This is a genomic window from Actinomyces timonensis DSM 23838, from assembly GCF_000295095.1.
GTDB lineage: Bacteria > Actinomycetota > Actinomycetes > Actinomycetales > Actinomycetaceae > Actinomyces > Actinomyces timonensis.
In genome coordinates, this window is record NZ_JH806632.1 from 1,227,210 (window position 1) to 1,252,318 (window position 25,109).

The following is a 25,109-nucleotide window of genomic DNA, read 5'->3' on the forward strand; positions in this document are numbered from 1 at the left end:
AGGCCCGAGCAATCCTCGAACCTGGCCATCTCGGGAGGGCGGTGTCAGGTGACGCGCGCGTAGGCGGTGCCCCGGTCGCCCTGGGATCCCCGCATCTCCACCAGGCCAGCGGCGGCAAGGCGGCGCAGGGTATAGCGCGCCTGGTTGAGAGTGAGGCCCGAGCCCTCCACGACCTGTGTGATCGTGAGCGGCTCGTCGAGGAGCGCCAAGACCCGCTTGCCGTGGCGGGGGAGTCCCGCCCCGCCCACGCTGCTGCGCCGTGGGCCTGCTGGCGCCCCGGCTGCGCTCCCGGCCGACGGCGGCGTGAGCACAACCTGCGGCAGGGGTGTGGCCGCAGTGTCGTCCTCTTGTGGACGATGCAGGACCGCGGTGAACGAGACGCCCGTATCGTAGAATTCGGGCGGGGCTAGATGCTGCTCGCTCATCTCCTCGCGGACCTCGATGATCCCGCCACCTTCGGCCTCGACCAGGCGCGCGCCGTCGGCCCCGCGCAGGTGGTGGCAGATCGCGTAGAGGAACTCATTCGGGGCACTGCGCCCGCCAGGCGTTCCCAGCTGCGAGGCGGTGATCGCATAGAGGCCTCCCGGATTGGAGATGACCAGTCGATCCTGGCTCAAGCGCACATCCACCCGCTTGCCATGGCTCATCGGACTGAGGCTGCGATGCACCAGCGCGTTCGCTATCAACTCCCGCACTGCCCCCAGCGGCAGCTCTGGCACATCTGCCGCATGACCGTCCTCGCGGTAGGCGATCCGCGTGCGCGTATTGCGCTCCACCCACACCATCGCATCCTCCAGCAGCACCGGCAGCGGCCCCGTCAAATGGACGAGATCCTGCAGGCGCGCCCCGCTGGAGCGTGGCAGGTGAACCGCTGCCGTCAGGCTCAACGACGGGATGAACTGCTGCGGGTACTCGCCCAGCGCGTACAGGCCCGCCAGCGTCAACCGGCCGCCGCTGGGCTCCACCACGCCGGTCCTCCGCAGCAGCGTCTCCTCGTCCAGTCCCTGCAAGCGCCTCGATGCGCCGCGGACCAGGCGCGTGTAGACCGCTCGCAGATCATCGTCGAGATCGGCCATGCTCGTGCCATCCACAGGAGCTGCATCCTCAGTGCGGCGAGTCCGGCTCGTCAGTTTGACCGCCTCGATCTGCGCCCGCTCCTGCTCGCTCATCTCATAGTCGCCATCCGCCTGGCGCAGGAAGGCCCGTCCCTGGTGCTCGCAGGGCCGATCGGCGAGTGGGAGGCCGGCGACGTCGACGAATAGAACTGTCGCACCATCGACGTCCATCGATGTGAAGGAGACCTGCACGGGCGGGGTCACCGCTCCCCGTGCCTGAGCGGCCACCGCCTGCTCCAGCTCGGAGACGTCCCGTAATCCGACGGCGTCGAATCCTCGCGACTCATCCAGGCCAAGGATGATCGTGCCGCCCTCCGGCATGTTCCCGAAGGCGCACAGGGTGGGGCCGAGGCGGGGAACGCCGTCGGCCGCGCTCTTGACCTCCACATCCGTGAGGTCGTGCCGACGGCGCCGCAGGGTCGCGATGAGTCGTGCCGCAGACTGGGGATCCCATGACATATGACCACTCTACACTGGTCATATGTCATCAGTGTAGAGTGGTCATGGCCTCTGAGGATTCCCAGTGAGGCGCATCAGCCCTGGTAGTTGCCCTGCCAGACGTAGGTGAAGGGGATGTTGCCGCGCATGCCGGGGTTGACCGACGCCGAGACCACGTTCTTCGCCGTCACCGCTGCCTCCAGGGGAGTGGCCCCCTTGGCGAGCTCGGCCGTCACCGCCGCGGCTAGCGTGCAGCCCGCGCCGTGCATCCGCTCCGTCCCCACCGCAGGGACCTCGAGGACCTCCAGGGTGGAGCCGTCGTAGAACACGTCCAGCGCCGTGCCGGTGCCCAGGCTCGGGCCCGCCTTCGCCAGGACGTTGGGCACGCCGAGGTCGAAGATGCGCTTCGCCGCGTCCTTGAGGGCCTCCACCGAGGTGATCTCCTCGACGCCCGCCAGCGTCGCCGACTCGAAGAGGTTCGGGGTGACCATCGTGGCGCGCGGCAGGATCTTCTCGCGCAGCGCGTTGTCCACCGCCATCGCCGTCGAGAACTCCTGGCCCTTGCAGATGAGGACCGGGTCGAGCACGACGATCGGGAAGCCGTAGCGCTCCAGGGCGGTGTCGACGACGTCGATCGTGGGCTGCGTGCCGAGCATCCCGATCTTCACGGCGTCGATCCGGGTGTGGACGGTGGCGCAGGCCTCGATCTGGTCGGCGATCACCTGTGGGTCCACCGGCACGAAGCGGTGGTCCCAGTTGGCCTTCGGGTCCATGGACACGATGCAGGTCAGCGCCGTGCAGCCGAAGACGCCGAGCTGCTGGAAGGTCTTGATATCCGTCTGCGCGCCAGCGCCACCGGAGGCCTCGGAGCCGGCGATGGCCAGGGCGATGGGGGGAGTAGTGCTCATGGGCCAAGCCTGCACCCGCGCGGGCCCGTCGCGCAGCACCGGGACCCGGGCGATCCCATCATGCGAGTGCCGACGACGGATCCGGGCCTCCGCCCCGCCGTCCCTGTTGTCCAGGCCCCGCTGGCCCCGTCGCGCGCGCTTCCGGCGCCACCCTTGGTCCTGCCCATCGCGCCTCGTATAGCATGGCAGCGCATCACGGAACGGTCACGGAGCCTGGGCTCCTGGACCCACGAAGGAGCTCTTGTGCGCCGACTCGGCAGTTACTACTTCCTGGAGGAGTCCATCGGATTCGGCGCCCAGGGCGAGGTATGGCGCGGCCACGCCGAGGGCTCCGAGGAGCCGCTGGCCTTCAAGCTCCTGCGCCGCGAGTTCACGCGGGGAGGCAGCGTCGTCGACGTCTTCCTCAAAGAGCGAGACATCCTCTCCCGCCTCCACAGCCCCAACGTCGTCGCCATCCGGGACATCGTCGTCGAGCGGGACACCCTCGCCATCGTCATGGACTACGTCGTGGGCGGGAGCCTGGCCGACCTCATCAATGGGCGCGGCGCCCTGCCGCCCGCCGAGGTCGCCTGGCTCGGCACCGGGATCGCCGCGGGCGTGGCGTCCGCGCACGACGCCGGCGTGGTGCACCGCGACCTCAAACCGGTCAACATCCTCATGGACTCGGCGACGACGCCCAGCACCCCGCGCGTCGCCGACTTCGGGGTCGCCCGCATCTGCGACGCCAACGGCGCGGCCAAGACCACCGTCGGCATGGGCACCCCCCTCTACATGGCGCCCGAGGTCAGTGAGGGAGCGCGCCCCACCCCTGCCATGGACATCTACTCCCTCGGCGCGCTGCTCTACGAGCTCACCTGCGGCGTCCCGCCCTTCCTCGGGCCTCCCGTCCAGGTGCTCCGCTTCCACATGCAGCTCGCCCCCGGGCGCCCCGACGGCGTCCCCCAGCCCCTCTGGCAGCTCATCAGCGCGATGCTCGCCAAGGACCCCGCCGCGCGGCCGGCGATCGGGCAGGTCCACCAGGCGCTCGCCTCGATGACCAGCTCACTGGCAGGTATCCCCGCCGCGCCCTCGCTGACGACCCCGCCTCCTGGCGTGCCGGTGGAGAGCCCCGCCGCCGCGACCATGGTCGTCAGCCCGCCCACCGCCTCTGCCGCATCCGCCACGGACGCGGCTCTCCAAGGCACTCCAGGCGAGAGCGCGGTGGAGCCGATGAGCGCTGAGCCGTACGCCGCCACCCAGCCCCTGCCGGACGACGAGGCGCCCATGGCCATGGCACCGCCGAGCGTGACCCCCGCGGCCGTGCCAGCCGCGCCGCCGACGGCGGGGGCGTCCAAGCGGCGCCCGCGCAAAGCGCTCGTCGCATTCATCGTCGTGCTCGCCGTCGTCGCCCTGGCTGGAGGGGGGTACGCGGTCAGCCGGGTCCTCTCCGACGACTCGGGCCCGGACCAGGCGGGGCAGACCGCAGGCCTCACCGCCCCGGCTTCTACCACGCCATCGCGCTCAGCGGGGCACTCCGCGACGCCGTCGCCGCGAGCCAGCGCGTCGGCGGCCACGAGCGCGCCAGCGGCGAAGACCTCCCCGGGATACCTCGCCGACCTGCCCGCCAAGAGCTCCACCTTCTCGCCCGGCTCGGCGAAGATCGCCGGGACCGCCTATGCCCACGCGCTCACCTACACGAGCGCCGGCAGCTCTGACGGAAGCGGCGAGTGGGATCTCGGCGGCGGCTACACGCAGCTCACCGGCACTTTTGGGCTGAGTGACGAGACGCGCGATCCGGGCGCGAGCTTCAGCCTCCAGATCTTCGCCGACTCCACGCCCGTGGCCACCGAGACCATCTCCCGCGGGGTCTCCAAGAGCATCACGCTCGATCTCACCGGCGTGAAGAGCCTCAAGATCGTCCTCACGCCCAGCGGCGGGGCCTCCGGGGCGGTCGCCGTCCTCGGCGACGTCAAGCTCTCCTGAGCGCTGCACGGGCGCTGGGGCGGGCGCGGGCTCAGGCCGCGCGGGCTCAGATGAGCGCCGCCAGTGCGGCGATGACGACGGCGGCGCTGCGGGCCGCGGCCTCATCGGCGCCGATGTGGAAGTCTTGGCCCGCCTCGGGCCCGCACAGGTCCGAGACCCCGCGAACGGAGGCGAAGGGCGCGCCCGCGGCGGCCGCGACCTGCGCGAGCGCCGTCGACTCCATATCCGTGCTCACCGCCTCCGGGAAGGCCTCGCGCGTATCCGCCACATTCGCCGCCGTCACGAAAGAATTGCCCGAGAGCATCTGCCCGGCGTGCAGGCGCGCCGACGACGAGCCCGGGGTCGCGCTGGCCAGCGCCTCCGGGCCATGGGTCCCGACGGCGCGGAGCAGGGAGGGCGCGGCCTCGAAAACCGTGGGCTGGCCGGGGATCTGGCCGCGGGCGTAGCCGAAGGCCGTCGCGTCGGCGTCCGTGAATGCCAGGGTCGTCGAGGCGCAGACGTCTCCCACCTCGACGGCGCGGGCGAGGCCCCCCGCCGTCCCAGCGGAGATGATCGCGCGCGGGGCCACCTGCCCCAGCGCCGCCGATAGGGCCGAGGCGGCAGCCACCAGGCCGATCCCCGTGCGGATGAGGACGAGCTCGCGAGGGGTCCCGGGAGCAGCGGCGTCTGTGCCCGCAGCGCCGTCGGGGCCCTCAGCGCCCTGGGCGGTGCTCACGGCGTCGCCCGTGGCGGCGGAGGGCAGCGCGAGGCTCGCGGCCCAGGCGGCGTCGCCGTGCAGCGCGATCGGCGCGGCGCCGTCGAGCGCGGGGAGGCGGTCGAGGAAGGGGCGCGCCTCCTCCTCCATGGCGACGAGGACGATCGCGTCAACCCGGCGGACCGGGCGCGGAGAAGCGGTGGGGGGCTGCGAGAGCTGTGAGCCTTGCGAGGACGTCATGCGGCGAGCCTACGTGGCCCGCCCGGAGCTCCGCCCCTGCCGCCCTCGCGCGATGACCATCTCCATCCACGGGTCGGCCACGGCGTGGAAGCGCTCGGGGAAGGTGCGGCGCACGCAGTGCGGGGCGTCCACGATGACGGAGGTGGACAGGTGCGGGTTCTGCCGCGCCAGGAGGTTGAGGTAGTGGTCGCCGCGCAGCACCACGCCGTCGGTGCCGGTGATGATGAGCGTGGGGATGGCCAGTCCGTCGACGACCTCCTCCCACGGCGTCGGCGGGGAGACGCAGCCCAGGCCGATGAACCGCAGGTCGACGCCGCAGGACGCCTCCACGCTCGCTCGCGTCTCCCGGTGCGACCACGTGGGGTTCTCCGTGGTCTCGGCGGTGAAGCGGGCCTCGGGGTCCTTCGCGATGCCCTTCATCTCGGCGACCTGACGGAAGGCGTTCGCCCGCAGGAGCGCCCGCCAGGCCGGGGTGACGAAGGCCGGGTCCTCTGCGACGACGCCGTCCGCCAGGTCCGGGCGGTGATAGGCGACGTCGAGGCTGGTCACCCCGCCCATCGAGTGGCCCACGAGCAGTAGCGGCGCGCGCAGGGAGCCGGCCGAGGGCTCCTCGGGGGAGGTGCGCAGGCCGTGGGCGCGCAGGTCCTCCAGGGCGTCGGTGAGGTCGGCGGCGAGGCGGCGCCCGGCGGTCTCCTGGTTCTTCAGGTCGGCGTCGTCCCAGCGGGGGGAGTCGCCGTGGCCGCGCGCGTCGAGCGCGACGATCCGGTAGCGCGGGGCCCAGCGCTCGACCGCCTCGATCCAGCACGCGGCCGAGTCGGTGATCCCATGGGACAGGACGAGGACGGGCGCCTCGGCGTCGTCGAGCGGCCCGGCGAGGTGCCGGGCGAGGGGCGCGGGCGCGGGAGCGGCGGTCATGCGTCGATCGTAGGTCCTGTTCCCACGTCACTTCCCCCGCCCCGCCCCCGTCCCGTCCCCGCCCCCGCGCGAGACCGGGCGAACAGCACGGCGAGATTCTGATCTGTGGAAAACCGCCCGGTTTCGCCGTGCTGTTCGCCCGGTCTCGGTTATAGGGAGTGGTGATGAGAGAGGGGGCGGGGCGAGCGGGTCAGGAGGGGATGACGGTCTCCCACTCGTCGCGCTTGGCGAGGAAGGCCCGCGCGGCCTCCTGGGCCTGCTCCAGCGAGTGGTTCGCGCCCCAGCCGCACTGGACCTCGTTGGCCGCGGGCACCTCGGCGGCCGCCAGGATGTCGCGCATCGTCGCCTCCAGCAGCCCCAGGAACTCCTCGCTCTCCACTCCCAGCATGAGCGCGTAGAAGCCCGTCTGGCACCCCATGGGGGAGAAGTCGATGAGCCGGTCGGTGTGGTCGCGCATGAGCTCGGCGCTCAGGTGCTCGATCGAGTGGACCGCCCTCATATCGAGGTGCTCGGAGTTGGGCTGGCAGAAGCGGACGTCGTACTTGATGAGCGTGTCCCCGCCCGGCAGCTCCTTGCGGTCGGCAATACGAACGTAGGGGGCCCGCACCCTCCTATGGTCCAGGTTGAAGGACTCCACGTTCATCCGCCTGTGACGCGCGTCGTCGCTGGTGGTGGCCTGTTGCTTATTCGTATCTCTGGCCCCTGTCATGGCGACAGCCTAATGGGAGAGGATGTCGCCCATGCACTCCTCCCTGGCGCGGATCACCGTGGGCCGCGACGACGCCCCCACCCTCGTCCTCCTGCACGGCATCACCTCCTCGGCCATCTCCCAGGCCGACGCGATCAACCACTGGGCCCGGCGCGGCTACCGCGTCATCGCCGTCGACGCCCGCGGGCACGGGCTCTCGCCCCGCTGGGAGGGCGCGAAGCTCGAACGTGCCGGCGAGCAACTCGTCGACGACGCCCTCGACCTCCTCACAGACCTCGACACCCAGGCCGCCGGCCGCGCCGCCCTCGGCCTGCCCGCAGCGCCAGCGCCGGTCGTTCTCGGCCACTCCATGGGCGGGGCCACCGCCATGGTCGCCGCCATCGGCCACCCCGAGCTCGTCAGCGGCCTCGTCCTGGAGGACCCCGCCCTCTACGGCACCCGCGGCCCGGCCGAACTGCTCGCGCGCGGCGCCGCCCGGGCGCGGGCCCTCGACGCCGAGCTCGCCAACCCCGCCGGCGCCGTCCTGCGCGCCCTCGCCTCGGCCACCATGCCCGAGAGCGAGGCGCTTCCCTCGGTGTGGGCCAGCCAGCGCATGGATCCGGCGCTGCTGCGCACCGGCGTCGTCGCCCCGGAGGTCCCCTGGCGCGAGGCCATGGCCGCCCTGACGGTGCCCACCCTGCTCCTCAGCGGCGACCAGCCCGGCTCCGCGCGCCTGGGCGCCAAGGGCCTGGAGGAGGCCCGCGCTCTGGGCAACCCGCTCATCACCCCCGTGCTCATCACGGGTGCGGGCCACCTCATCCGCCGCACCCGGCGCCGCGGCTACTACGCCGCTGTCGATCCGTGGATCGAGCGCCTCCTCGCCCCCGCCCCTGGTGGCGGCGCCGCTGTGGGATGAGTTCGGAGGCGCCTGAGCGGGCATGGGAGGATACGGTCCATGAGCACTGGCAGCACTAGGAAAGAGCCGTCGACGGCGCCGCGCCCCCCAGTGGCCCCAGCGGATCCGACGGCGCCCGCCCCCGCGACGCCGTCGGCGCCTCCATCCCAGGGCGCCCCGGCAGTGGCGGCCCAGCGCAGCCAGGGCGAGACGATCGCTTTCACCGTGGCCGCGCTCGCCGTGTGCTGCGCCGGCATGTACTACGCGCGCGAGCTCATCGGCCCCGTGTTCCTCGCCCTCACCCTGGTCATCACCGTGCGCCCCCTGACCACCTGGGCCACCCGCCACCGCATCCCGAGGCCTGTCTCCGCGGTCGCCGCGATCACGATCATCTACGCCTTCGTCCTGGGCCTGTTCGCCTTCCTCGGCATCGCGGTCATGCAGCTGATCGACACCCTCCCGGGCTACTCGGACAGGTTCGCCGACATCTGGGCCCAGCTCCAGAACCGCCTCACCCAGATGGGCATGTCCCAGGCCGACCTCGTCGCCCAGGCCTCCAAGGTGGTGGACACCTCCAAGGTGGTCGAGTTCGCCCAGACGGTCCTCGAGCAGATCTCGGGCATTGGCTCGATGCTCATGGTCATGGGGCTGGCCGTCATCTTCCTCATGTTCGACATGGCGCGCATCGAGACGCGCACCCGCGCCCTCGTCACGCTCAAACCCGGCCTCGCCTCCGCGCTCGCGGGCTTCGCGGAGTCCGTGCGCTCCTACTGGCTCGTCTCGACCGTCTTCGGGCTCATCGTCGCCGTCCTCGACACGATGGCGCTGTGGTGGCTCAACGTGCCCATGGCGCTCACCTGGGGCGTCGTCTCCTTCATCACGAACTACATCCCCAACATCGGATTCGTCATCGGTGTCATCCCCCCGGCGCTCCTGGCCATTGTGGACTCCGGTCCCTGGACGGCGCTGTGGGTGATCGTCATCTACTCACTGCTCAACTTCGTCATCCAGTCCGTCATCCAGCCCAAGTTCACCGGCGACGCCGTCGGGCTCAACACCACCGTCACCTTCGTGTCCCTGCTGTTCTGGTCCCAGGTGATCGGCGCGCTCGGCGCGATCCTCGCGGTCCCGCTCACCCTCTTCGCCAAGGCCATCCTCATCGACACTGACCGCCGCGCCGCCTGGGTGGGCCTGTTCCTCTCGGCGGGGGACTCGCCCCTGGTGCCCATCGAGCAGGTGGATCTCGACGACGTCGACCGCGCCGACCTCGATGGCGACGGCGTCGGGCCCGCCGACCCCGAGGCGGGGAAGCCGGTCATCGTCGAGTAGGGCCAGCGCGTGCCCCGCCTTCAGCCGGGTGTCAGGGATGGCGGGTACCGTGCGGCGCGTTCGCAACCGCCGCCCTGCCGGACTGAAGGAGGTGCCATGCCCCGGTCCTCAGGCGTCGTCGCCGCCGCTCTGAGCGCGAGCCGCCTCCTGGCCGGTCCCGAGGCCGACGCCGGGTTGCGCCTCCTGCGCCTGGACCAGGCCGCGATCGCCGTCGCCGTGCTCGGCTCCCACCTGGGTGGGCAGAAGCGCCGCATGAGCGTGGCCGACCTCCACGAGCTCATCGACGAGGACCTTCTCTCCCTGCGCGAGGCCGGCATGGACCTGGGGGAGAAGACCACCGCCCGCACCTACTGCGACCGCTGGCGCGCCGAGGGCATCCTCGTGCGCTCCACCGCCCCCGGCGAGCGCGAGGAGTCCTACGAGCTCTCCGCCCCCGCAGAGGCCGCCCTGCGCTACCTCTCCCAGGTGGAGCGCCCCCGCGCCGCCGTCACCCAGTCCCGCCTCGCCTCCATCGCCAGCCAGCTCGACCGTCTCGTGCGCGACTCCGACCCCTCCATGGAGCGCCGCCTGGCGGGCCTGCGGGCCGAGCGCGACGCCATCGACACCCAGATCGCCCGCATCGAGGCCGGCCAGTCCGAGCCCCTCGACCCCCACGACGGCGCCGAGCGGCTCGAGGAGATCATCGCCCTGGCCGAGCAGATCCCCGGCGATTTCGCGCGCGTGCGCTCCGAGATGGCCGAGCTCAACCGCTCCCTGCGCGAGAGGATCGTCGAGGCCCCCGGGTCGCGCGGCGAGGTGCTCGACGACGTCTTCCGCGGCGTCGACCGCATCGAGTCCTCCGAGGCGGGCCGCTCCTTCCTCGGCTTCTTCGAGCTCCTCCAGGACCCCGAGTCCTCCGCCCTGCTCGACGATCACATCGACGAGGCCCTGGGCCGCGGCTTCGCCGAGATGCTCGACGAGGCCGACCGCCGCTTCCTGCGCGACTGGCGCTCCACCCTCATGACCGAGGCCAGCGGCGTGCGCCAGACCATGACCGGCTTCTCCCGCTCCCTGCGCCGATTCGTGGCCAGCCGCGCCTTCGAGGAGCACCGCCGCCTGTCCGACGAGCTCGCCCGCGCCTCCGTGCTCGCCGGGCGCCTCACCGAGCGCGCCGCCCCCATCGCCCCCATGGGCATGAGCCTGGAGCTCACCGGGCTGCCGCTGGCCAGCGTCGGCTCCTGGCGCCTCAACAACCCCGCCGACGCCGACGTCGCTGAGGAGATCATCACCCACAGCGCCACCGACCTCGACCTGGACTCCATGCGCCAGGCCGTGCGCGCCTCCGAGATCGACATGATCGAGCTCGGCGAGGCGGTGGCCGACTCCATGGCGCGCCGCGGCACCGCGACCCTGGGGGACATCCTCGCCGACCATCCGGCCACCCAGGGCCTGGCCAGCATCATCGGCCTGCTCCTCATCGGCCGGCGCGACGGCGCGATCGCCGGTGGCGAGGAGGAGGTCTCCTGGTCGACGGCGGGCGGCGAGGAGCGCCGCGCCACCATCCCCCGTCTCGTGCTCACCGCGCCCGCCACGGCCAGCCCGGCCACCGACTTCACTGCTTCCGCCGCATCGGCCCCGCGCCCCGAGGGAGACGACGAATGAGCCCCGAGAGCCCGCTGGAGGACACGACCCTCGAGGTCCCGCCGCTGCCGCCCGGCGGGGTCAGCGCGACGCCGCCCCCGCCGCCTGCCCCCTCAGCGTCTCCGGAGCCCGCCGAGCCTTCGGCGCCCGCGGACGTGCCGGCGCCAGCCGAGCCGGCGTCGGAGATCCCCCCGGGGGCCCTGTGGGACGGCGATGCCGGAACGCTGCCCCGCGACACCCGCCGCGCCATCGTCCGCCTCGTCCAGGGCCCCTACCTCTCGGCCGCCCTCCATCCCGAGCTCTGGCAGGCCCTCATGGCGGACCTCGACGCCGTCCGCCACCACCTGGCCAATATGTTCCTCGGCCTCATCGTCGACCGCGAGGCCGGCTTCGCCTTCGTGCGCAACAGCGAGGACCCCACTGGCCAGGCCCCCTCCGTCGTGCGCACCATGCCGCTCACCCTCATCGACACCGCCCTCCTGCTCCACCTGCGCACCCTCCTCCTGCGCACCATGGGCGCCGGGCAGCGCGTCTTCGTGGACCGCTCCGAGCTCATCGACCACCTCGCCATCTACCGGCGCCGCGCCTCGACGGACATCTCCGGCTTCGAGCGCCGCGTGGGGGCCTCCATCACCAAGATGACGAAGGCCTCCCTCCTGCAGTCCACGAGCGTCGACGAGCGCTACGAGATCTCCCCGATCCTCGCCCTCGTCTTCGGCGCCGACCAGGTGGCCGCCGTCGCCGCCCAGTATGAGGCCATGCTGAGCGAGGACGGCGAGGAGCGCGATAGCGACGACGGCGAGGCCTCTCCCGGGGAATCCCCGGCCTCCCCGGACGCCGCCGCCCCGGCCGCCCCGGCCTCCTCCTCATCCACCCGGAGCGCCAACGCCGAGGAGCGCCCATGAGCACGACGACCTCCGCCGCCCCCGCCCGCCGCCGCGCGCCCTCCCCGGTGCCCCCTGCGCCGCGCTCGGCCCGCACGCGCTCGCGGCTGCGCGAGGCCGAGGCCCAGCACCGCCTGTCCCGCATCCAGGTCCACAACTGGGGAACCTTCAACGGCTACCACGACCTGCCCGTGCCTCGCGACGGCCTCATCCTCACCGGCCCCTCCGGCTCGGGGAAGTCCTCCCTGCTGGACGCCCTGTCCGCCGTGCTCGTGCCCGCCAAGAACCGCCGCTTCAACGCCGCCGCCCAGGACTCCGGCTCCACCGACCGCGCCCGCAGCATCCTCAGCTACGTGCGCGGCGCCTACCGGCGCACCACCGACGGCGCCACCGGGGAGGTCGTCACCGACTTCCTGCGCACCGGCGCCACCCGCAGCGGCATTGCCCTCACCTTCTCCCAGGGCGGCGAGGGCGCCGAGTCCCTCACCCTTATCGTCCTGTTCCACGTGCGCGCGGGGACGAACGCCGGGGACGCCGTCGCCCAGCTCCTCCTCATGGCCGAGGGCTCCCCGGACCTCACCGGCCTCCTGCCCTACCTCGCCCACGGCATCGACCGGCGCGCTATTCGCCGCGACCGCCCCGAGGGCCTGCGGCTGTTCGACAAGTACGAGGCCTTCGCCGCCGCCTTCCGCCGCCGCCTCGGCCTGTCCAGCGAGGTCGCCCAGCGCCTCCTCCACCGCACCCAGGCCGCCAAGTCCCTCGCCAGTCTCGACACCCTCCTGCGCGACTTCATGCTCGACGAGCCCGAGACCCTGCGCCTGGCCGACGCCGCCGTCGAGCAGTTCGGGGAGCTGCGCGAGGCCCACGCCGCCGTCGTCGAGGCCCGCGAGCAGGAGAGTGCCCTCGCGCCCCTGTCCGAGCTCAGCCGCACCATCATCGACGCCGGCGCCCAGCAGGCCCACGCCGAGGCGCTGGCCGCCGCCGTGCCCGGCTACGTCCACCACCTGCGCCTGACCCGCCTGGCCGAGGAGCGCGACCGCGCCGCCGCGGCCGTCACGGGCCTTGAGGCCGAGGTGGCCCAGGCGGCCGCCCGCGAGGACTCCGCCGTCGCCGACCTCGACCTCCTGCGCGCCGAGCGCCACGGCGCCGCCGGGAGCGAGCTGCCCACCGCCGCCGCCCGCCTCGAGGCCGCCCAGGCGGAGGCCGCCCGCCGCGCCGACGCCGCCCGCGCCCTGGAGCGCTGCCTGAACGAGCTCGACGCCACCGCCCCCGCCGACGCCCGCGCCCACTACGAGCTCGGCAGGGTCCTCGCCGCCGAGGACGCCGGCCTGCGCGAGCAGCTGACCTCCCTGCGCGCCGAGCGGGACACGGCTGGCCTGGCCGCCCTCGACCTCAAGCGCCGCATCGACGCTCTGACCACCGAGCGCGAGCAGATCCTCGCCAGCCGCTCCGCCATGCCCGCGCGCCTGTTGGGCGCCCGCGACCTCATCGCCACCGTCATCGGCCAGCCCGCCTCCGTCCTGCCCTTCGCCGGGGAGATCCTGCGCGTCGTCGACGGCGAGGAGGACTGGCGCGTCGCCATCGAGGCCGTCGCCGGGAGCTTCGGCACCCACATGCTCGTCCCCGACCGCCTCTACCGGGACGTCCTCGCCGCCGTCGACACCCTCCACCTGGGGGCCCGCCTCCACTTCGACCGCCTCCTGCCCGCCGCCCAGGCCGCCCGCGGCATCCCCCGCGTCCCAGGCGGCGCCCTGGCCCGCAAGATCGAGCCCATCCCCGGCACCGAGCACGCCGACTGGCTCAACGCCGAGCTCATGCGGCGCTTCGACCACCTGTGCGTCGAGGGAGCCGAGGAGCTGGCCGCCGTCGACCGCGGCGTCACCCGCGCCGGCCAGGTCAAGTCCTCGCGCACCGCCCATCTCAAGGACGACCGCCGCGACCTGGCCGACCCCCGCACCTGGGTGATCGGCGTCGACGCCCGAGAGAGGCTCGAGCTCGTCGTCGACGAGCTCGCCGCCCGCGCCCGGGAGAAGGCCGAGGCCGACGCGCGCCTCGACGGCCTGGACTCCCGCGAGGCCGTCCTGCGCGACCGGCTCGCCGCCTGCCAGCGCGCCACCGAGTTCACCTGGGAGCAGATCGACGTCGCCTCCGCCACCGCCCAGGCCGAGCAGTGGGCGCGGCGCTGCGAGCAGCTGCGGGCCGCCCAGCCGGGCCTGGCCCAGCTCGACGCCCGCATCGAGACCGCCCGCCAGGCGCTCGCCCAGGCCCGCGAGTCCCTGCGGGGGCTGAGCGCCTCCCTGGCCCGGGAGACCGAGAACCGCGACGCCGCCACCGCCGAGCTCGACCGCCTGCGCGAGCGCGAGCAGGCCCTGCGCGCCGGCGCCGCCACCCCGGGCGACGAGGAGGAGGCCCTCATCCTGTCCGCCCCCGAGTCGGGGCCCATGCGCGCCGAGCTCGACGAGCGCTTCCGCGCCCACCGGCGCCGTCGCCCGAACCTGGAGGAGATCAGCGAGGTCGCCGCCCGCGTCTCCAAGGAGATCGTCGAGCAGCGCGAGGCCGCCTCCCGCCGCGAGGCCCGGGCCGTGGCCAGCGCCGTGGTCACCATGTCCACCTTCGTGGCCACCTGGCCCGAGACCCGCGGCCAGGTCCTGCCCGAGATCGACTACCTCGACGAGTTCCTGGCGATCCTCGCCCGCCTCCAATCCGACGACCTCCCCCGCCACGAGCGCCGCTTCGCCGCCCTCCTGCGCTCCCAGTCCCGCCAGAACATCGGCCACCTCGCCTCCGAGATCCGCCGCGCCGTCAGCCAGGTCCGCGCCCGCATCGGGCCCGTCAACGACGCCCTGGCCACCACCGAGTACTCGCCCGGCCACCACCTGCGCATCAAGGTGGAGGAGCGGCGCCTGCCCGTGGTCAACGACTTCCTGCGGGACCTGGCCACCATCGCCTCGGGCAGCCTCGAGCTCGACGACGAGGCCCCCGAGCGCGCCGAGGAGCGCTACGCCCTGCTCGGGCGCATCATGAGCCGGCTCGGCTCGTCGGAGCCCCGCGACGCCGCCTGGCGCCGCCAGTGCCTCGACACCCGCCTCCACGTGGCCTTCCGCGCCGAGGAGCGCAATGTCGACGGCGTCGTCGTCGACGTCTACGAGGGCGCCTCGGGCCTGTCGGGCGGGCAGAGGCAGAAACTCGTCGTGTTCTGCCTGGCCGCCGCCCTGCGCTACCAGCTCACCGACCCGGGCAGCCAGCTGCCCGGCTACGCCCTCGTCGTCCTCGACGAGGCCTTCGACAAGACCGACGCCGACTTCACCCGCGCCGGCCTGGAGGTCTTCCGCGGCTTCGGCTTCCAGCTGCTGCTGGCCACTCCCATGAAGATGCTCCAGACCCTGGAGGAGCACGTGGGCGGCGCCGCCATGGTCACCAACACCCCCGAGGGGGACGCCTCCGCCCTGTCCATGGTGCTCTTCGACGCCGACTCCCTGCCGCGCCGGGGCGCCTGGGCCGACCCCGAGCAGACCGGCGACCTCTTCGAGGGCTTCGACCTGGAGGCGCTATGAGGGGCCCCGCCGAGCTCGCCGCCCGCGCCGCCGTGCGCTACCAGCGCGTCTACGCGGCCTGGGCCGCCAACCCCGAGCAGGCGCGCGCCGAGGTGCTGCCCCTGTCCCTCGACCCTCCCACGCAGGACCTCGCGCTCGCGGACGTCGACGGCGTCGCCGCCTGGATCGCCGCCTGGCGCCAGTGGGAGCACTCCGCCCCCGGCACGGTCACCTGGGAGGGGAGGCGCTGGGCGTCGCTGGGCACCCAGCACCTGCCCGTGCGCGCCCAGCTCGTGGGCGCCGACGCCATCGCCTCGGCCGCTGGCCGCGCCGGGCACTGGGGGCTGGCGAGCTCGCGGGCCGAGATGATCGCGGAGATGCTTCAGGCCCTGGGCGTGGGACCCACGGGCCTGCCGGGACAGGGCGGCGCAGCCGAGGCGGTGGCCGCCGTCATCGGCGAGGTCGTCGAGTACGAGGACGACGACGTCGAGCGGCTCGTCGCCGCCGTGGGCTGGTTGGCCTCCCACCCGGCCTCCGGGATCTACCTGCGCCAGCTGCCGATCGCCGGCCTGGACACCAAGTGGCTGGAGCGGCACCGCCGCGTGGTGCTGCGCCTGCTCGGCGCGGCCCGGGGCGGGGACCGCCTGGTGGAGTCCGAACTGGGCCTGCGCCGCGCCCCCACGACCGTGCGCGTGCGGATCCTCGATCCGGATCTGGCCGCCGGGGGCCTGCGCGATGTCGAGGCCCCTGTGGAGGAGATCGGCCGCATGTGGGCCGATCGGGCGGGGTTCATCGACGTCGTCGCCGTGGAGAACCTGGCCACTTTCCTCGCCCTGGAGGAGCGGCCGCGCACAGTGGCCGTGTGGGGCGCGGGCAGCAAGGTCATCCACACGCTCCCGCTTCTCTCCTGGGCCCGCCACGCGCGGCGCGTCGTCTACTGGGGGGACCTCGACGCCGACGGCATGAGGATCCTGGCCTCCCTCATCCAGCGCTTCCCGGGCATCGTGCCGGTGCTCATGGACGCCCCGACTCTGGAGCGGTGGCGCTCCCTGGCGGTGGCCGATCCCAGCAGGCGGACCAGCCGCGACGGCCTCCAGCCCGAGGGCCTCGGCTACGAGCAGATGCGCGCCTGGCGGATGATCGCCGACTGGGGGCTGCGCCTGGAGCAGGAGCGCCTGCCCTGGGACGAGGCAACCTCGGCCCTGGCCCTCGCTCTCGCCTGAGGGTGGATCCCGCCCGCGGGCCCAGGGAGGATAGGGGCATGACGCGATCGCAGCAGGACCGGTGCGCTGATGGTCTGACGGCGGTGGCCGCCACGGAGCCCACCCCTGACGGTCCCTTCACGATCATCGCGGGGTCCCATGTGCTGGCCTCGGGCTGGACCGCGGATCCTGAGGGCCTCCTCGCCCTCATCCATCCCAGCCTGCGGCCCGACCGCCTGGAGGAGGCGCCGCGCAGCGGGACTCCCGCAGCGCTGGCCCAGGCGCTCGCAGCCTTGGAGGCTTACTACGACGGCGAGCTGGGAGCCCCCGCCGCTGTGCCAGTTCTCCAGCGCTCGGGCCCCTTCCGCGAGCGGGCCTGGGAGGTGCTGCGCGGCATCGAGCCGGGTGGGCTCGTGACCTACGGCGAGTACGCCGCCCTGTGCGGCAGGCCCCGGGCGGTGCGCTCCGCCGCGGGAGCCTGCGCCTTCAACGCCGCCGCGCTCTTCGTCCCCTGCCACCGGGTGGCCCGCAGTGACGGCTCCCTGGGCGGATTCCGCTACGGCCTGGCGGTCAAGGAGAGCCTGCTCGCCCGCGAGGGCGCTGGCCCCACCGGACGCGGTCGGCAGTGACGACGTCGAGTCCTGGTCCGGCCCACCTGTCACTAACTGCTAATTTGGACAAAATTAGCAGTTAGTGACAGGTGGAAGGAGCGATTGGTGACAACGCCTGTCCCGCCGCCGGCCGCGCTCAGCGAGCTCCTGGGCGAGCTGGCTGGCTCTGGCCGCCTCGCGGATGTCCTCACCGCGCCATCGCTGGCCGTGGACCCCGAGTACCACCCCTGGGAGTGGTTCTTCCGGCACGATCCCCCCGAGGGCTTCAGCCGCCAGGAGTGGTGGACCGCCGTGCGGCTGAACCGCGAGCGGACAGCGCGCTCCACGCCCCTGACGATGACCGACGGCACGCCGCTCACCTACAACCTGCCCGATCCCCTCCTGCGCCTCATCGACGACGTCTCCACTCGGGCGCGGGGGCAGGTCGAGCTCCCCGAGCCCATCGCCAACACCGCCACGCGCGACCGCTACCTCGTGCGCTCCCTCATCGAGGAGGCCATCACCTCCTCCCAGCTCGAGGGCGCCTCCACCTCCCGGGTCCGCGCCAACCAGATGCTGCGCGAGGACCGCTCTCCGCGGGATCGCAGTGAGCGCATGATCCTCAACAACTACCGGGCCATGCAGCGGATCACGGAGCTCAAGGACGAGCCGCTGACCCCCGCGCTCATCACACAGATCCACCGCATCGTCACCGAGGGCACTCTTGACGATCCCGACGACGCCGGGCGCCTCCGGCACCCAGGGGAGCAGCGGGTGCGCATCTACGGGGCTTCCGGGGACGAGCAGGTGCTCCACGTCCCGCCGACTGCCGAGGATCTTCCCGAGAGGCTGGAGCGCCTGTGCGCCTTCGCCAATGCCGCAGATGATGCCTCTCAGGGTGCCCCCTACATGCCGCCGCTCATCCGGGCCATCACCGCGCACTTCATCATGGGCTACGACCACTACTTCGTCGATGGCAACGGGCGCACGGCGCGCGCGGTCTTCTACTGGGCGATGCTCCACCAGGGCTTCTTCCTCACCGAGTTCCTCTCCGTCTCGCGCCTTCTGCGCCGCGCGCCCGCCCAGTACGCCCGGAGCTTCCTGCTGACCGAGGGCGACGAGGGCGACCTCACCCACTTCCTCCTCGCCCAGGCCCGCGTCGTCGCCCAGTCCATCGATGATCTCGACGCCTACCTGGAGCGCAAGACCAGCCAGCTGCGCCAGGCCTCGCGCGCCCTGCGGGAATGGGGTCTCAACCACCGGCAGATCGCCGTCGTCGAGTCCTTCCTGCGCGACCCCACGGGAAGCGTCACCGTGGAGGCCCACCGCATGGTCCACGGCGTCGTCCCCCAGACAGCGCGCTCTGACCTGCAGGGGCTTGAGGTCCGGGGCCTGCTGGCCTCCGCCAAGCAGGGGCGCCGCGTGGTCTGGTTCCCCGTTGATGACCTCGCCCAGCAGGTGCGCGCCTGAGCCCGGTGAGCGCGCGCGCCAGCTGGCCACCACCACGGGCGATGAATCCTGGTCCGCACTGTCGCGACGGCCCGACCTAGGGAATCATGAGCCCATGAGCTCCCAGCGCCCCGCCCCCGAGACACAGCCCGCCCCCATCCCGCCGGTCGGCATCCCCGATGAGGTGTCCCGGGCCATCGTCACCCCGCTCGTGGCGCTGAGTCCCATAGAGCAGGAGATCTTCACGACCCGCCTGGAGCGCTGGTTCCCCGACGTCATGGACGGCCTGGTCACCCTCTACGGCGAGCTGGCCGCCACCGAGGCCGCCACTCTCCTGCTCACCGAGGCCGCCGCCGCCTACGCCCAGCGCAGCCCTGAGCTGCGCCACCTGGACCTTCAGCGGATGCTCAAGCCCTCCTGGATCCAGGACCCCTCGCGCATCGGCTACGCCTGCTACGCCGAGCGCTTCGCCGGGAACCTGCGCGGCGTCGAGGAGCGCATCCCCTACCTGCGCGAGCTCGGCGTCAGCTACCTCCACCTCATGCCGCTGCTCACCCCGCGCCCCGGGGACTCCGACGGCGGCTACGCCGTCGCCGATTACCGCTCCGTCCGCCCGGACCTGGGCACCATGGACGACCTCGAGCACCTGGCCGGCTCCCTGCGCGGGGAGGGCATGAGCCTCGTCGTCGACCTCGTCCTCAACCATGTGGCCGCCGAGCACGAGTGGGCCCGGCGCGCGCGGGCGGGGGAGAAGCGCTACCAGGACTACTTCTTCCTCTTCCCCGACCGCGCCGAGCCCGACGAGTACGAGCGCGACCTCCCCGAGGTCTTCCCCGACTTCGCCCCCGGCAACTTCACCTGGAATGAGGAGCTCTCCCGCTGGGTGTGGACCACCTTCAACTCCTTCCAGTGGGACCTCAACTGGCGCAACCCCGACGTCATGGAGGAGTTCGTCTCCATCATCCTCGACCTGGCCAACCGGGGCGTGGAGGTGCTGCGCCTGGACGCCATCGCCTTCACCATCAAGCGCAAGGGCACCGACTGCCAGGGCCAGCCCGAGGTCCACGCCATCACCCAGGTCCTGCGCGCCATCGCGCGCATCACCTGCCCGGCCATCATCCTCAAGGCCGAGGCGATCGTGGCGCCCACCGAGCTCCTGCAGTACCTCGGCCAGGGCCGGTACACCAACAAGGTCTCCGACCTCGCCTACCACAACTCCCTCATGGTGCAGGTGTGGTCCATGCTCGCCGCGCGCAACGCGGTGCTCGGCGCCCACGCGCTGCGGAACCTCCCCGCGGAGTCCTCCACCTCCACCTGGATCACCTACCTGCGCTGCCACGATGACATCGGCTGGGCCATCGACGATCGCGACGCCGAGGCCGTGGGCCTGTCCGGCTACTGGCACCGCGCCTTCCTGTCCGACTGGTACGCGGGCCTCTACCCCCTGTCCGACGCCCGCGGTCTCGTCTTCCAGTACAACCCGGCCACGGGGGACCGCCGCATCTCCGGCACCGCCGCCTCCCTCATCGGCCTGGAGTCCGTGGCCGAGGCCTGGGAGGGCATCAACGACTTCACCCCCGAGCACGAGGTCGACTCCCTGTGGCAGTGGCGCGAGGAGCGCATCAACGCCCTGCGCATGGCCAACGCGATCCTCTACGGCTGGGGCGGCGTCCCCGTCATCTGGTCCGGTGACGAGCTCGCCCAGTTCAACGATCCCAACTGGGACACCGAGCCCGGCCATGAGTCCGACTCCCGTTGGGCCGGCCGCCCGCGCCTCGACGAGCGCCTCATGGAGACCCGCTGGGACCGCTCCACCATCGAGGGCCGCGTCTTCACCGACCTCGTCCACATGGGCCGCGTGCGCGCCTCCCTGCCGGTTCTCAGCGCCGACGTGCGCACGCAGGTCGCCCCTCTGGACGACGATGGCGTGCTCGTCACCTTCCGCGACCACCCCCTGGGCAGCTTCGTGGGCGTGTACAACGTGACGCCGGAGTGGAGGAAGATCCCCGCCTGGCGCCTGGCCGAGCACGGCGTGCTCGGCGCCGTCGACGCCCTGACGGACACGGTCCCCTCGGGCTCGGCCACGCTCGAGGGCGACGGCGACGGCATGGTCCCCGTCCCGCCGTACGCCGCCTGGTGGCTCGTGCGCGCCACCGACTGAGCCGCTGGCCGCCACTGTCGCGCGTTTTGTGTTGCTCTCTGGTCTCCTGACCATTGCGGATGAATCACGATGACGCCCGGTGTCGGGCTCCAGGACGGGGCTCGAGTCGGGCGTCATCGCGTTCCCGCCATCTCGCCGGGATCACGGGGCACATCGGCGGTGCCCGCGCGGGGCGCTCGCGGCCCCAGGACGGATCTCTCGCCCTCCCAGGTCATCAGTGAAATGTGACGAGCGCGAGTCCTCCCCGCGATGATCCGGCGTGACGAGAATGTCATCCGGCGCCGTCGACGAACTGTTATCGAGGCTCGCATGGTTGCGGCGGAGTCTCAATTTCAAGGCCGCTGAGGCGCTGCTAGCATCTGCTGTGCCCTCGCGCCAAGAGTCAGGGCTCTGGTGCGCTGTCCCTTCACTGTTTCTCCCCGTTCCCCTTTCTTCGCCCTGTCCCTCTCCCAGTCCCTGTCTCCCCTCCCACCACATCGCACTTCACCGAGAGCCCCATGACATCCTCCTTGAAAGAATCCCGGCAGTTCGTTCGCTTCCGATCTCGACTCGCGCCCCTGCTCGCCTCCGCCATTCTGGGCGCGCTGGTGGTTCCAGGCGCCGCGGCATCGATGATGCCCGTCGATGGATCGGGCAATGCCTCGTCCTCGTGCCTCCAGAACTGCTCCGACCCGCTCGGCTTCGCCGACACCCCCGGGACGATCGGGGCGCTCTCCGCGCCCGTCGTGTCGGACTCCAGCCAAACCAACCCCAAGGACCACCGCGCCACCACCGTGATCTCGGGTGAGGGCAGCGCCGCGAAGAAGGTCACGGTCTCGCCCTCCGTCAACGATGTCCCCGAGGGCACCGTCGCCGAGGATGACTCCCTGGGGTGGTCCCAGTCCGCCATCGCCGACTACGAGCAGCAGATCCTCGACCGCGTCAATCAGCTCCGCGTCGAGCAGGGGCTGAACCCGGTCAAGCGCGCCGTCAAGCTCGACACCGTCGCCCGTGACTGGAGCGCGCATATGGCCTCCTACGGCGTGGGAACGAATAATCTGCCGAAAGGATTCCACCACCACATCACGGAGAAGGGTGCCCCGGAGAATTTCTGGGACCTCTACCCCTCGGGCTGGGGCGGTGGCTCTGAGAATATCGCCTGGCAGTACTACTACGGTTACAAGAATGGCAACCAGGGGTACTCTCTGTTCAATCAGTGGCTGCATTCCCCGGGCCACCTCGGTGCCATGCTCGATCCGTCCTTCACCCATATCGGCATCGCCGTCCACTATGACGCCGCCACCCATTCCTGGTACGCGACCCAGAACTTCGCCCTGTACCGCAACCCCGCGAACGTCGGCGCTCTGACGCCTGCCGCTGGCTCCCAGGCCGGGGCATCGAGCAGTTCCTTCTCCGGCTCGAAGCCGGCCGCCGCCGCTGCCGCACCGGTGCAGCCCGCGCCCGCTGCCTCCCAGGCGACTGGGTGGGTCCGCTCCGGCGCCACCTGGTACTACATCGATCCGTCTACTGGCGGCAAGGCCACTGGCTGGCGCTTCATCGGCGGCGCGTGGTACTTCCTGCGGTCCGGCGGCGCCATGGCCACTGGTTGGGTGGCTGACGGCGGCTCCTGGTACTTCATGGATGGCTCGGGCGCGATGCGCACTGGTTGGGTCGCGACGGGCGGTCACTGGTACTACCTCAAGGCCAACGGGGCCATGGCCACGGGCTGGGTCGCCACGGGCGGCCACTGGTATTACCTGCGCGCCAACGGCGCTATGGCCACGGGCTGGGTCGCCGACGGCGGCAAGTGGTACTTCATGGACGCCTCCGGCGCCTGGACGGCCTGAGATTCTCGCACCGTCCGTGACCCCTTGTCCGGTCTGGTCCCTGAATCCCCCTGATCCCCTGAACCCGCCTTGAAACGGTTCAGTGCGCTTCGTCTCGTCCTTGGCGGGGCGGGGCGCGCTGAACCGCCTGATCGAGACTGCTGCTGTGATCGTGTCCTGACGCGGTGTGCCGCAAGCGAGGCTGTTTCGAGACTCCCCGGGTCTTGTGAGCGTCTGTTCCTATGGCGAGCATATGGCTCGCCCCGCATCGCCCTGAGATGGTTCGCGGCTGGCAGTCACCTGACTCTCGATCTTCTCCCCTCCCTTCCCTCATCCGCCTCCTACGACGAACGGTTTCTCTATGCGTACCCCTATGCTCACCGCCCGCCGCACGGGCTCCACCCTTGCCGTCACCGCACTCATGCTCAGCGCCGCCGCAGGCGCGACCGCCACCGCCGCAGAGGCTCCTGCCGGCGAGGCGGCCAAGAACGGCACTCTCACCGTTGTTCTCACCGACCTGCCCGAATTCGCGGGCTCCCTCGACTGCACCCTCACCGACTAGGCCGATAAGAAGGTCTCCAACGACATCAAGCTCACCTGGGAGGCCAACGCCCAGGAGACGAGGTCGGCTGTGAGCTACACCCTCAAGCCCGAGGGCAACGATCACTACACTCTCGAATGCGGCGACACTCTGGCCGAAGGCGTGGAGACCTCGCCCGAGAACCAGCGGGTCGACCTCCGTTGGAAGCCCTCCGCTGGTGCCTACGGGACGATCTCGGGTACGACAGACGCGCAGCCCACGGTCGACGTCCGCTTCCACACTGCTGCGGATGACAAGGCGGAGTTCGCCGCCGACGTCACGGGCGGCATCTACCGCGCGTCGATGTCTTCAGCCTTGGACTCCGGCGACTATGTCGGCACCGTGGCCACGAGGGACATGGACACGATCTACGCCGCTGGCTACGTCGATGGAACCACGCAGGCCCAGGCGGCGGGCAAGACGCCGACGGTCGCCCTGAAGAAGGGCGAAGCGGTGCGTCAGGATGTCAAGGTCGTCGTCGGTGGGACTGCCACGGGCAAGGTCATTGACGCTCAGGGCAAGCCCGGCAAGGGCTGGATCGTGCGGGCCGAGCCTGTCAAGGAGGGTCTCGCGGTCCGCTACACCCCCACCAAGTCCGATGGCACCTTCACCCTTCCTGGCCTGGACTCCACGGATTACCGCTTCTCCGCCGGGGAGCAGGCCGACAATCCCGCTGACGTCGAGTGGACCTACCTCGGCAACGTCAAGGACAAGAATGCCTCGACGCCGATTGCCGGAATGATCGGCAAGGATGTCGCAGTGGGTGACATCGACCTGCGTCCCAAGGCTGATCCCGAGGCCCCTGAGGAGCAGGACCCGAAGGGCGACGACGGGAAGCAGGAGCAGCCCCCGGCTCAGCCCGAGGCCCCGAAGCCTGATGCGCCCAAGCCTCCGGCCAAGCCCGACGCCCCCAAGCCCCAGGCGCCCGCTGCCCCCGCGAAGAAGGGCTGGGCGTGGACCGGCAGCGCCTGGAACTAAATCCAGCCCTCCGGAGCCAAGGCCACCGGCTGGCTCAAGGACGGCGCGGCCTGGTACTACATGGACGCCACGGGCACCATGCGCACGGGCTGGATCCACGACGGCGTCGCCTGGTACTGCCTCAAGGCCAACGGGGCCATGGCCACGGGCTGGGTCGCGACGGGCGGTCACTGGTACTACCTCAAGGCCAACGGAGCCATGGCCACGGGCTGGGTGGCTGACGGCGGTCGCTGGTACTTCATGGATGGCTCGGGCGCGATGCGCACTGGTTGGGTCGCCACGGGCGGTCACTGGTACTACATGCTCTCCAACGGTTCCATGTCCACCGGCTGGGTCCTCGATGGCGGGAAGTGGTACTTCATGAACGCCTCTGGCGCCTGGGTGCGCTGAGCCGTATTGACTGGCCCCGCGCCCGCCGCCTCGAGGGGAGACGGCGGGCGCGGGGCCTCCTCATGCCCGGGAATCGGCAGCTGACGAGAACTGAGCCCGAATCGTGATTTGTGGGAGGTCTCGCATAAGTTTGCAGATCAGTCGCCGGACGTTATCCGATAGTGATCGAATAGGGGGAATGCGTGTCGTCGATAGTTGCTGCTTCGTGACTTTTTGGGTGTTCTCTCCCGGACGTCTGTGCCAGCATTGCACGTGCTTCGGCGCGATCCCCCTCCTCGCCGCGGCGCATCCCTCACTCTTCGATGATTGGTGAATGATGAGCAATCCCATGAACAAGGCTCGCGCGACTGTCGCCATGACCGCCGCCACCCTCCTCCTCGGCGTCGGCGCGGCAGCTGCGGCGACCACTTCTGGCGGTGAGCCCTCCGCCAGCGATAACGCGAGCAGCACCGCCACTTCCCAGCCCGAGGGTAAGGGCGCTGAGACGACCGAGGCTGCTGACCCGGCTTCCGCCGAGACCACGAAGCCCGCTGAGACCACGAAGCCGGCCGAGACCACGAAGCCCGCTGAGACCACGAAGCCGGCCGAGACCACGAAGCCCGCTGAGACCACGAAGCCCGCTGAGACCACCAAGCCCGCTGAGACCACCAAGCCCGCTGAGACCACCAAGCCCGCTGAGACCACCAAGCCCGCTGAGACCACCAAGCCCGCTGAGACCACCAAGCCGGCCGAG

General features: G+C 71.6%; 19 protein-coding genes and 1 pseudogene. 15 read left to right on the forward strand and 5 right to left on the reverse strand.

Annotated features, from left to right (window positions below; genetic code table 11):
- Positions 1 to 44: 44 nt before the first annotated feature.
- Both A1QA_RS0105485 and A1QA_RS0105490 read right to left on the reverse strand, forming a co-directional pair.
- Complete coding sequence (locus A1QA_RS0105485) at positions 45 to 1,502, reverse strand: ATP-binding protein (RefSeq protein WP_167320640.1); 1,458 nt, start codon at positions 1,500 to 1,502, stop codon at positions 45 to 47.
- A gap of 146 nt (positions 1,503 to 1,648) precedes the next feature.
- Entirely contained in the window at positions 1,649 to 2,461 is an 813-nt protein-coding gene (locus A1QA_RS0105490; RefSeq protein WP_017177920.1) for a hydroxymethylpyrimidine/phosphomethylpyrimidine kinase, read from the reverse strand.
- A 243-nt stretch (positions 2,462 to 2,704) separates the two neighbouring features.
- On the opposite strand from A1QA_RS0105490, the gene A1QA_RS14945 reads away from it, so the two are divergent.
- Positions 2,705 to 4,423, forward strand: coding sequence for a protein kinase domain-containing protein (locus tag A1QA_RS14945; RefSeq protein WP_017177921.1), 1,719 nt, complete (start codon positions 2,705 to 2,707; stop codon positions 4,421 to 4,423).
- Positions 4,424 to 4,469: 46 nt separating this feature from the next.
- On the opposite strand, the gene mtnN is transcribed toward A1QA_RS14945, so the two are convergent.
- From mtnN to A1QA_RS0105510, 3 genes are all read right to left on the reverse strand, one after another.
- A complete protein-coding gene (gene mtnN / locus A1QA_RS0105500; RefSeq protein ID WP_017177922.1) occupies positions 4,470 to 5,357 on the reverse strand; it encodes a 5'-methylthioadenosine/S-adenosylhomocysteine nucleosidase in 888 nt (295 codons plus the stop codon).
- A 9-nt stretch (positions 5,358 to 5,366) separates the two neighbouring features.
- Positions 5,367 to 6,272: an alpha/beta fold hydrolase gene (locus tag A1QA_RS13660; RefSeq protein ID WP_017177923.1), complete on the reverse strand. Its 906-nt coding sequence runs from the start codon at positions 6,270 to 6,272 to the stop codon at positions 5,367 to 5,369.
- Positions 6,273 to 6,462: 190 nt separating this feature from the next.
- Positions 6,463 to 6,915 (reverse strand): S-ribosylhomocysteine lyase, encoded by a 453-nt coding sequence (locus tag A1QA_RS0105510; protein ID WP_017177924.1) that lies wholly within the window; start codon positions 6,913 to 6,915, stop codon positions 6,463 to 6,465.
- A 97-nt stretch (positions 6,916 to 7,012) separates the two neighbouring features.
- Here A1QA_RS0105510 and A1QA_RS13665 point away from each other — a divergent pair, with 97 nt between their 5' ends.
- From A1QA_RS13665 to A1QA_RS16165, 14 genes and pseudogenes are all read left to right on the forward strand, one after another.
- Positions 7,013 to 7,876 carry an alpha/beta hydrolase gene (locus tag A1QA_RS13665; protein ID WP_017177925.1) on the forward strand — a complete coding sequence of 288 codons (864 nt, stop codon included), beginning with the start codon at positions 7,013 to 7,015 and terminating at the stop codon, positions 7,874 to 7,876.
- A 162-nt stretch (positions 7,877 to 8,038) separates the two neighbouring features.
- Positions 8,039 to 9,184: an AI-2E family transporter gene (locus A1QA_RS0105520; RefSeq protein WP_017177926.1), complete on the forward strand. Its 1,146-nt coding sequence runs from the start codon at positions 8,039 to 8,041 to the stop codon at positions 9,182 to 9,184.
- Positions 9,185 to 9,280: 96 nt separating this feature from the next.
- Positions 9,281 to 10,825, forward strand: a complete 1,545-nt coding sequence (locus A1QA_RS0105525) for a DUF3375 domain-containing protein (RefSeq protein ID WP_017177927.1) — start codon at positions 9,281 to 9,283, stop codon at positions 10,823 to 10,825.
- Positions 10,822 to 11,709: a DUF4194 domain-containing protein gene (locus tag A1QA_RS13670; protein ID WP_017177928.1), complete on the forward strand. Its 888-nt coding sequence runs from the start codon at positions 10,822 to 10,824 to the stop codon at positions 11,707 to 11,709. The genes A1QA_RS0105525 and A1QA_RS13670 overlap by 4 nt, the downstream gene beginning before the upstream one ends.
- Entirely contained in the window at positions 11,706 to 15,242 is a 3,537-nt protein-coding gene (locus A1QA_RS0105535; protein ID WP_017177929.1) for an ATP-binding protein, read from the forward strand. The genes A1QA_RS13670 and A1QA_RS0105535 overlap by 4 nt, the downstream gene beginning before the upstream one ends.
- On the forward strand, positions 15,239 to 16,444 hold the full coding sequence (locus tag A1QA_RS0105540) for a DUF3322 domain-containing protein (protein ID WP_017177930.1): 1,206 nt from the start codon (positions 15,239 to 15,241) through the stop codon (positions 16,442 to 16,444). Before A1QA_RS0105535 ends, A1QA_RS0105540 begins: the two co-directional genes overlap by 4 nt.
- Positions 16,445 to 16,482: 38 nt before the next feature.
- The gene (locus A1QA_RS0105545) at positions 16,483 to 17,052 is read left to right on the forward strand and encodes a methylated-DNA--[protein]-cysteine S-methyltransferase (RefSeq protein ID WP_017177931.1); all 570 of its coding nucleotides are present in this window, start codon (positions 16,483 to 16,485) and stop codon (positions 17,050 to 17,052) included.
- Positions 17,053 to 17,139: 87 nt separating this feature from the next.
- Positions 17,140 to 18,483: a Fic family protein gene (locus tag A1QA_RS0105550; protein WP_017177932.1), complete on the forward strand. Its 1,344-nt coding sequence runs from the start codon at positions 17,140 to 17,142 to the stop codon at positions 18,481 to 18,483.
- Positions 18,484 to 18,577: 94 nt separating this feature from the next.
- Entirely contained in the window at positions 18,578 to 20,623 is a 2,046-nt protein-coding gene (locus A1QA_RS0105555) for an alpha-amylase family protein (RefSeq protein WP_017177933.1), read from the forward strand.
- A 497-nt stretch (positions 20,624 to 21,120) separates the two neighbouring features.
- Positions 21,121 to 22,449, forward strand: coding sequence for an N-acetylmuramoyl-L-alanine amidase family protein (locus A1QA_RS16480; protein WP_082181129.1), 1,329 nt, complete (start codon positions 21,121 to 21,123; stop codon positions 22,447 to 22,449).
- 340 nt (positions 22,450 to 22,789) lie between these two features.
- Positions 22,790 to 22,990 carry a hypothetical protein gene (locus A1QA_RS0105565; RefSeq protein WP_154652242.1) on the forward strand — a complete coding sequence of 67 codons (201 nt, stop codon included), beginning with the start codon at positions 22,790 to 22,792 and terminating at the stop codon, positions 22,988 to 22,990.
- Between the two features lie 69 nt (positions 22,991 to 23,059).
- Positions 23,060 to 23,986 (forward strand): carboxypeptidase-like regulatory domain-containing protein, encoded by a 927-nt coding sequence (locus A1QA_RS0105570; protein ID WP_026048719.1) that lies wholly within the window; start codon positions 23,060 to 23,062, stop codon positions 23,984 to 23,986.
- Complete coding sequence (locus A1QA_RS0105575) at positions 23,987 to 24,376, forward strand: N-acetylmuramoyl-L-alanine amidase family protein (RefSeq protein WP_279625147.1); 390 nt, start codon at positions 23,987 to 23,989, stop codon at positions 24,374 to 24,376. It abuts the gene before it with no gap.
- A 313-nt stretch (positions 24,377 to 24,689) separates the two neighbouring features.
- Positions 24,690 to 25,109, forward strand: a pseudogene (locus A1QA_RS16165) (hypothetical protein); the annotation flags it as partial.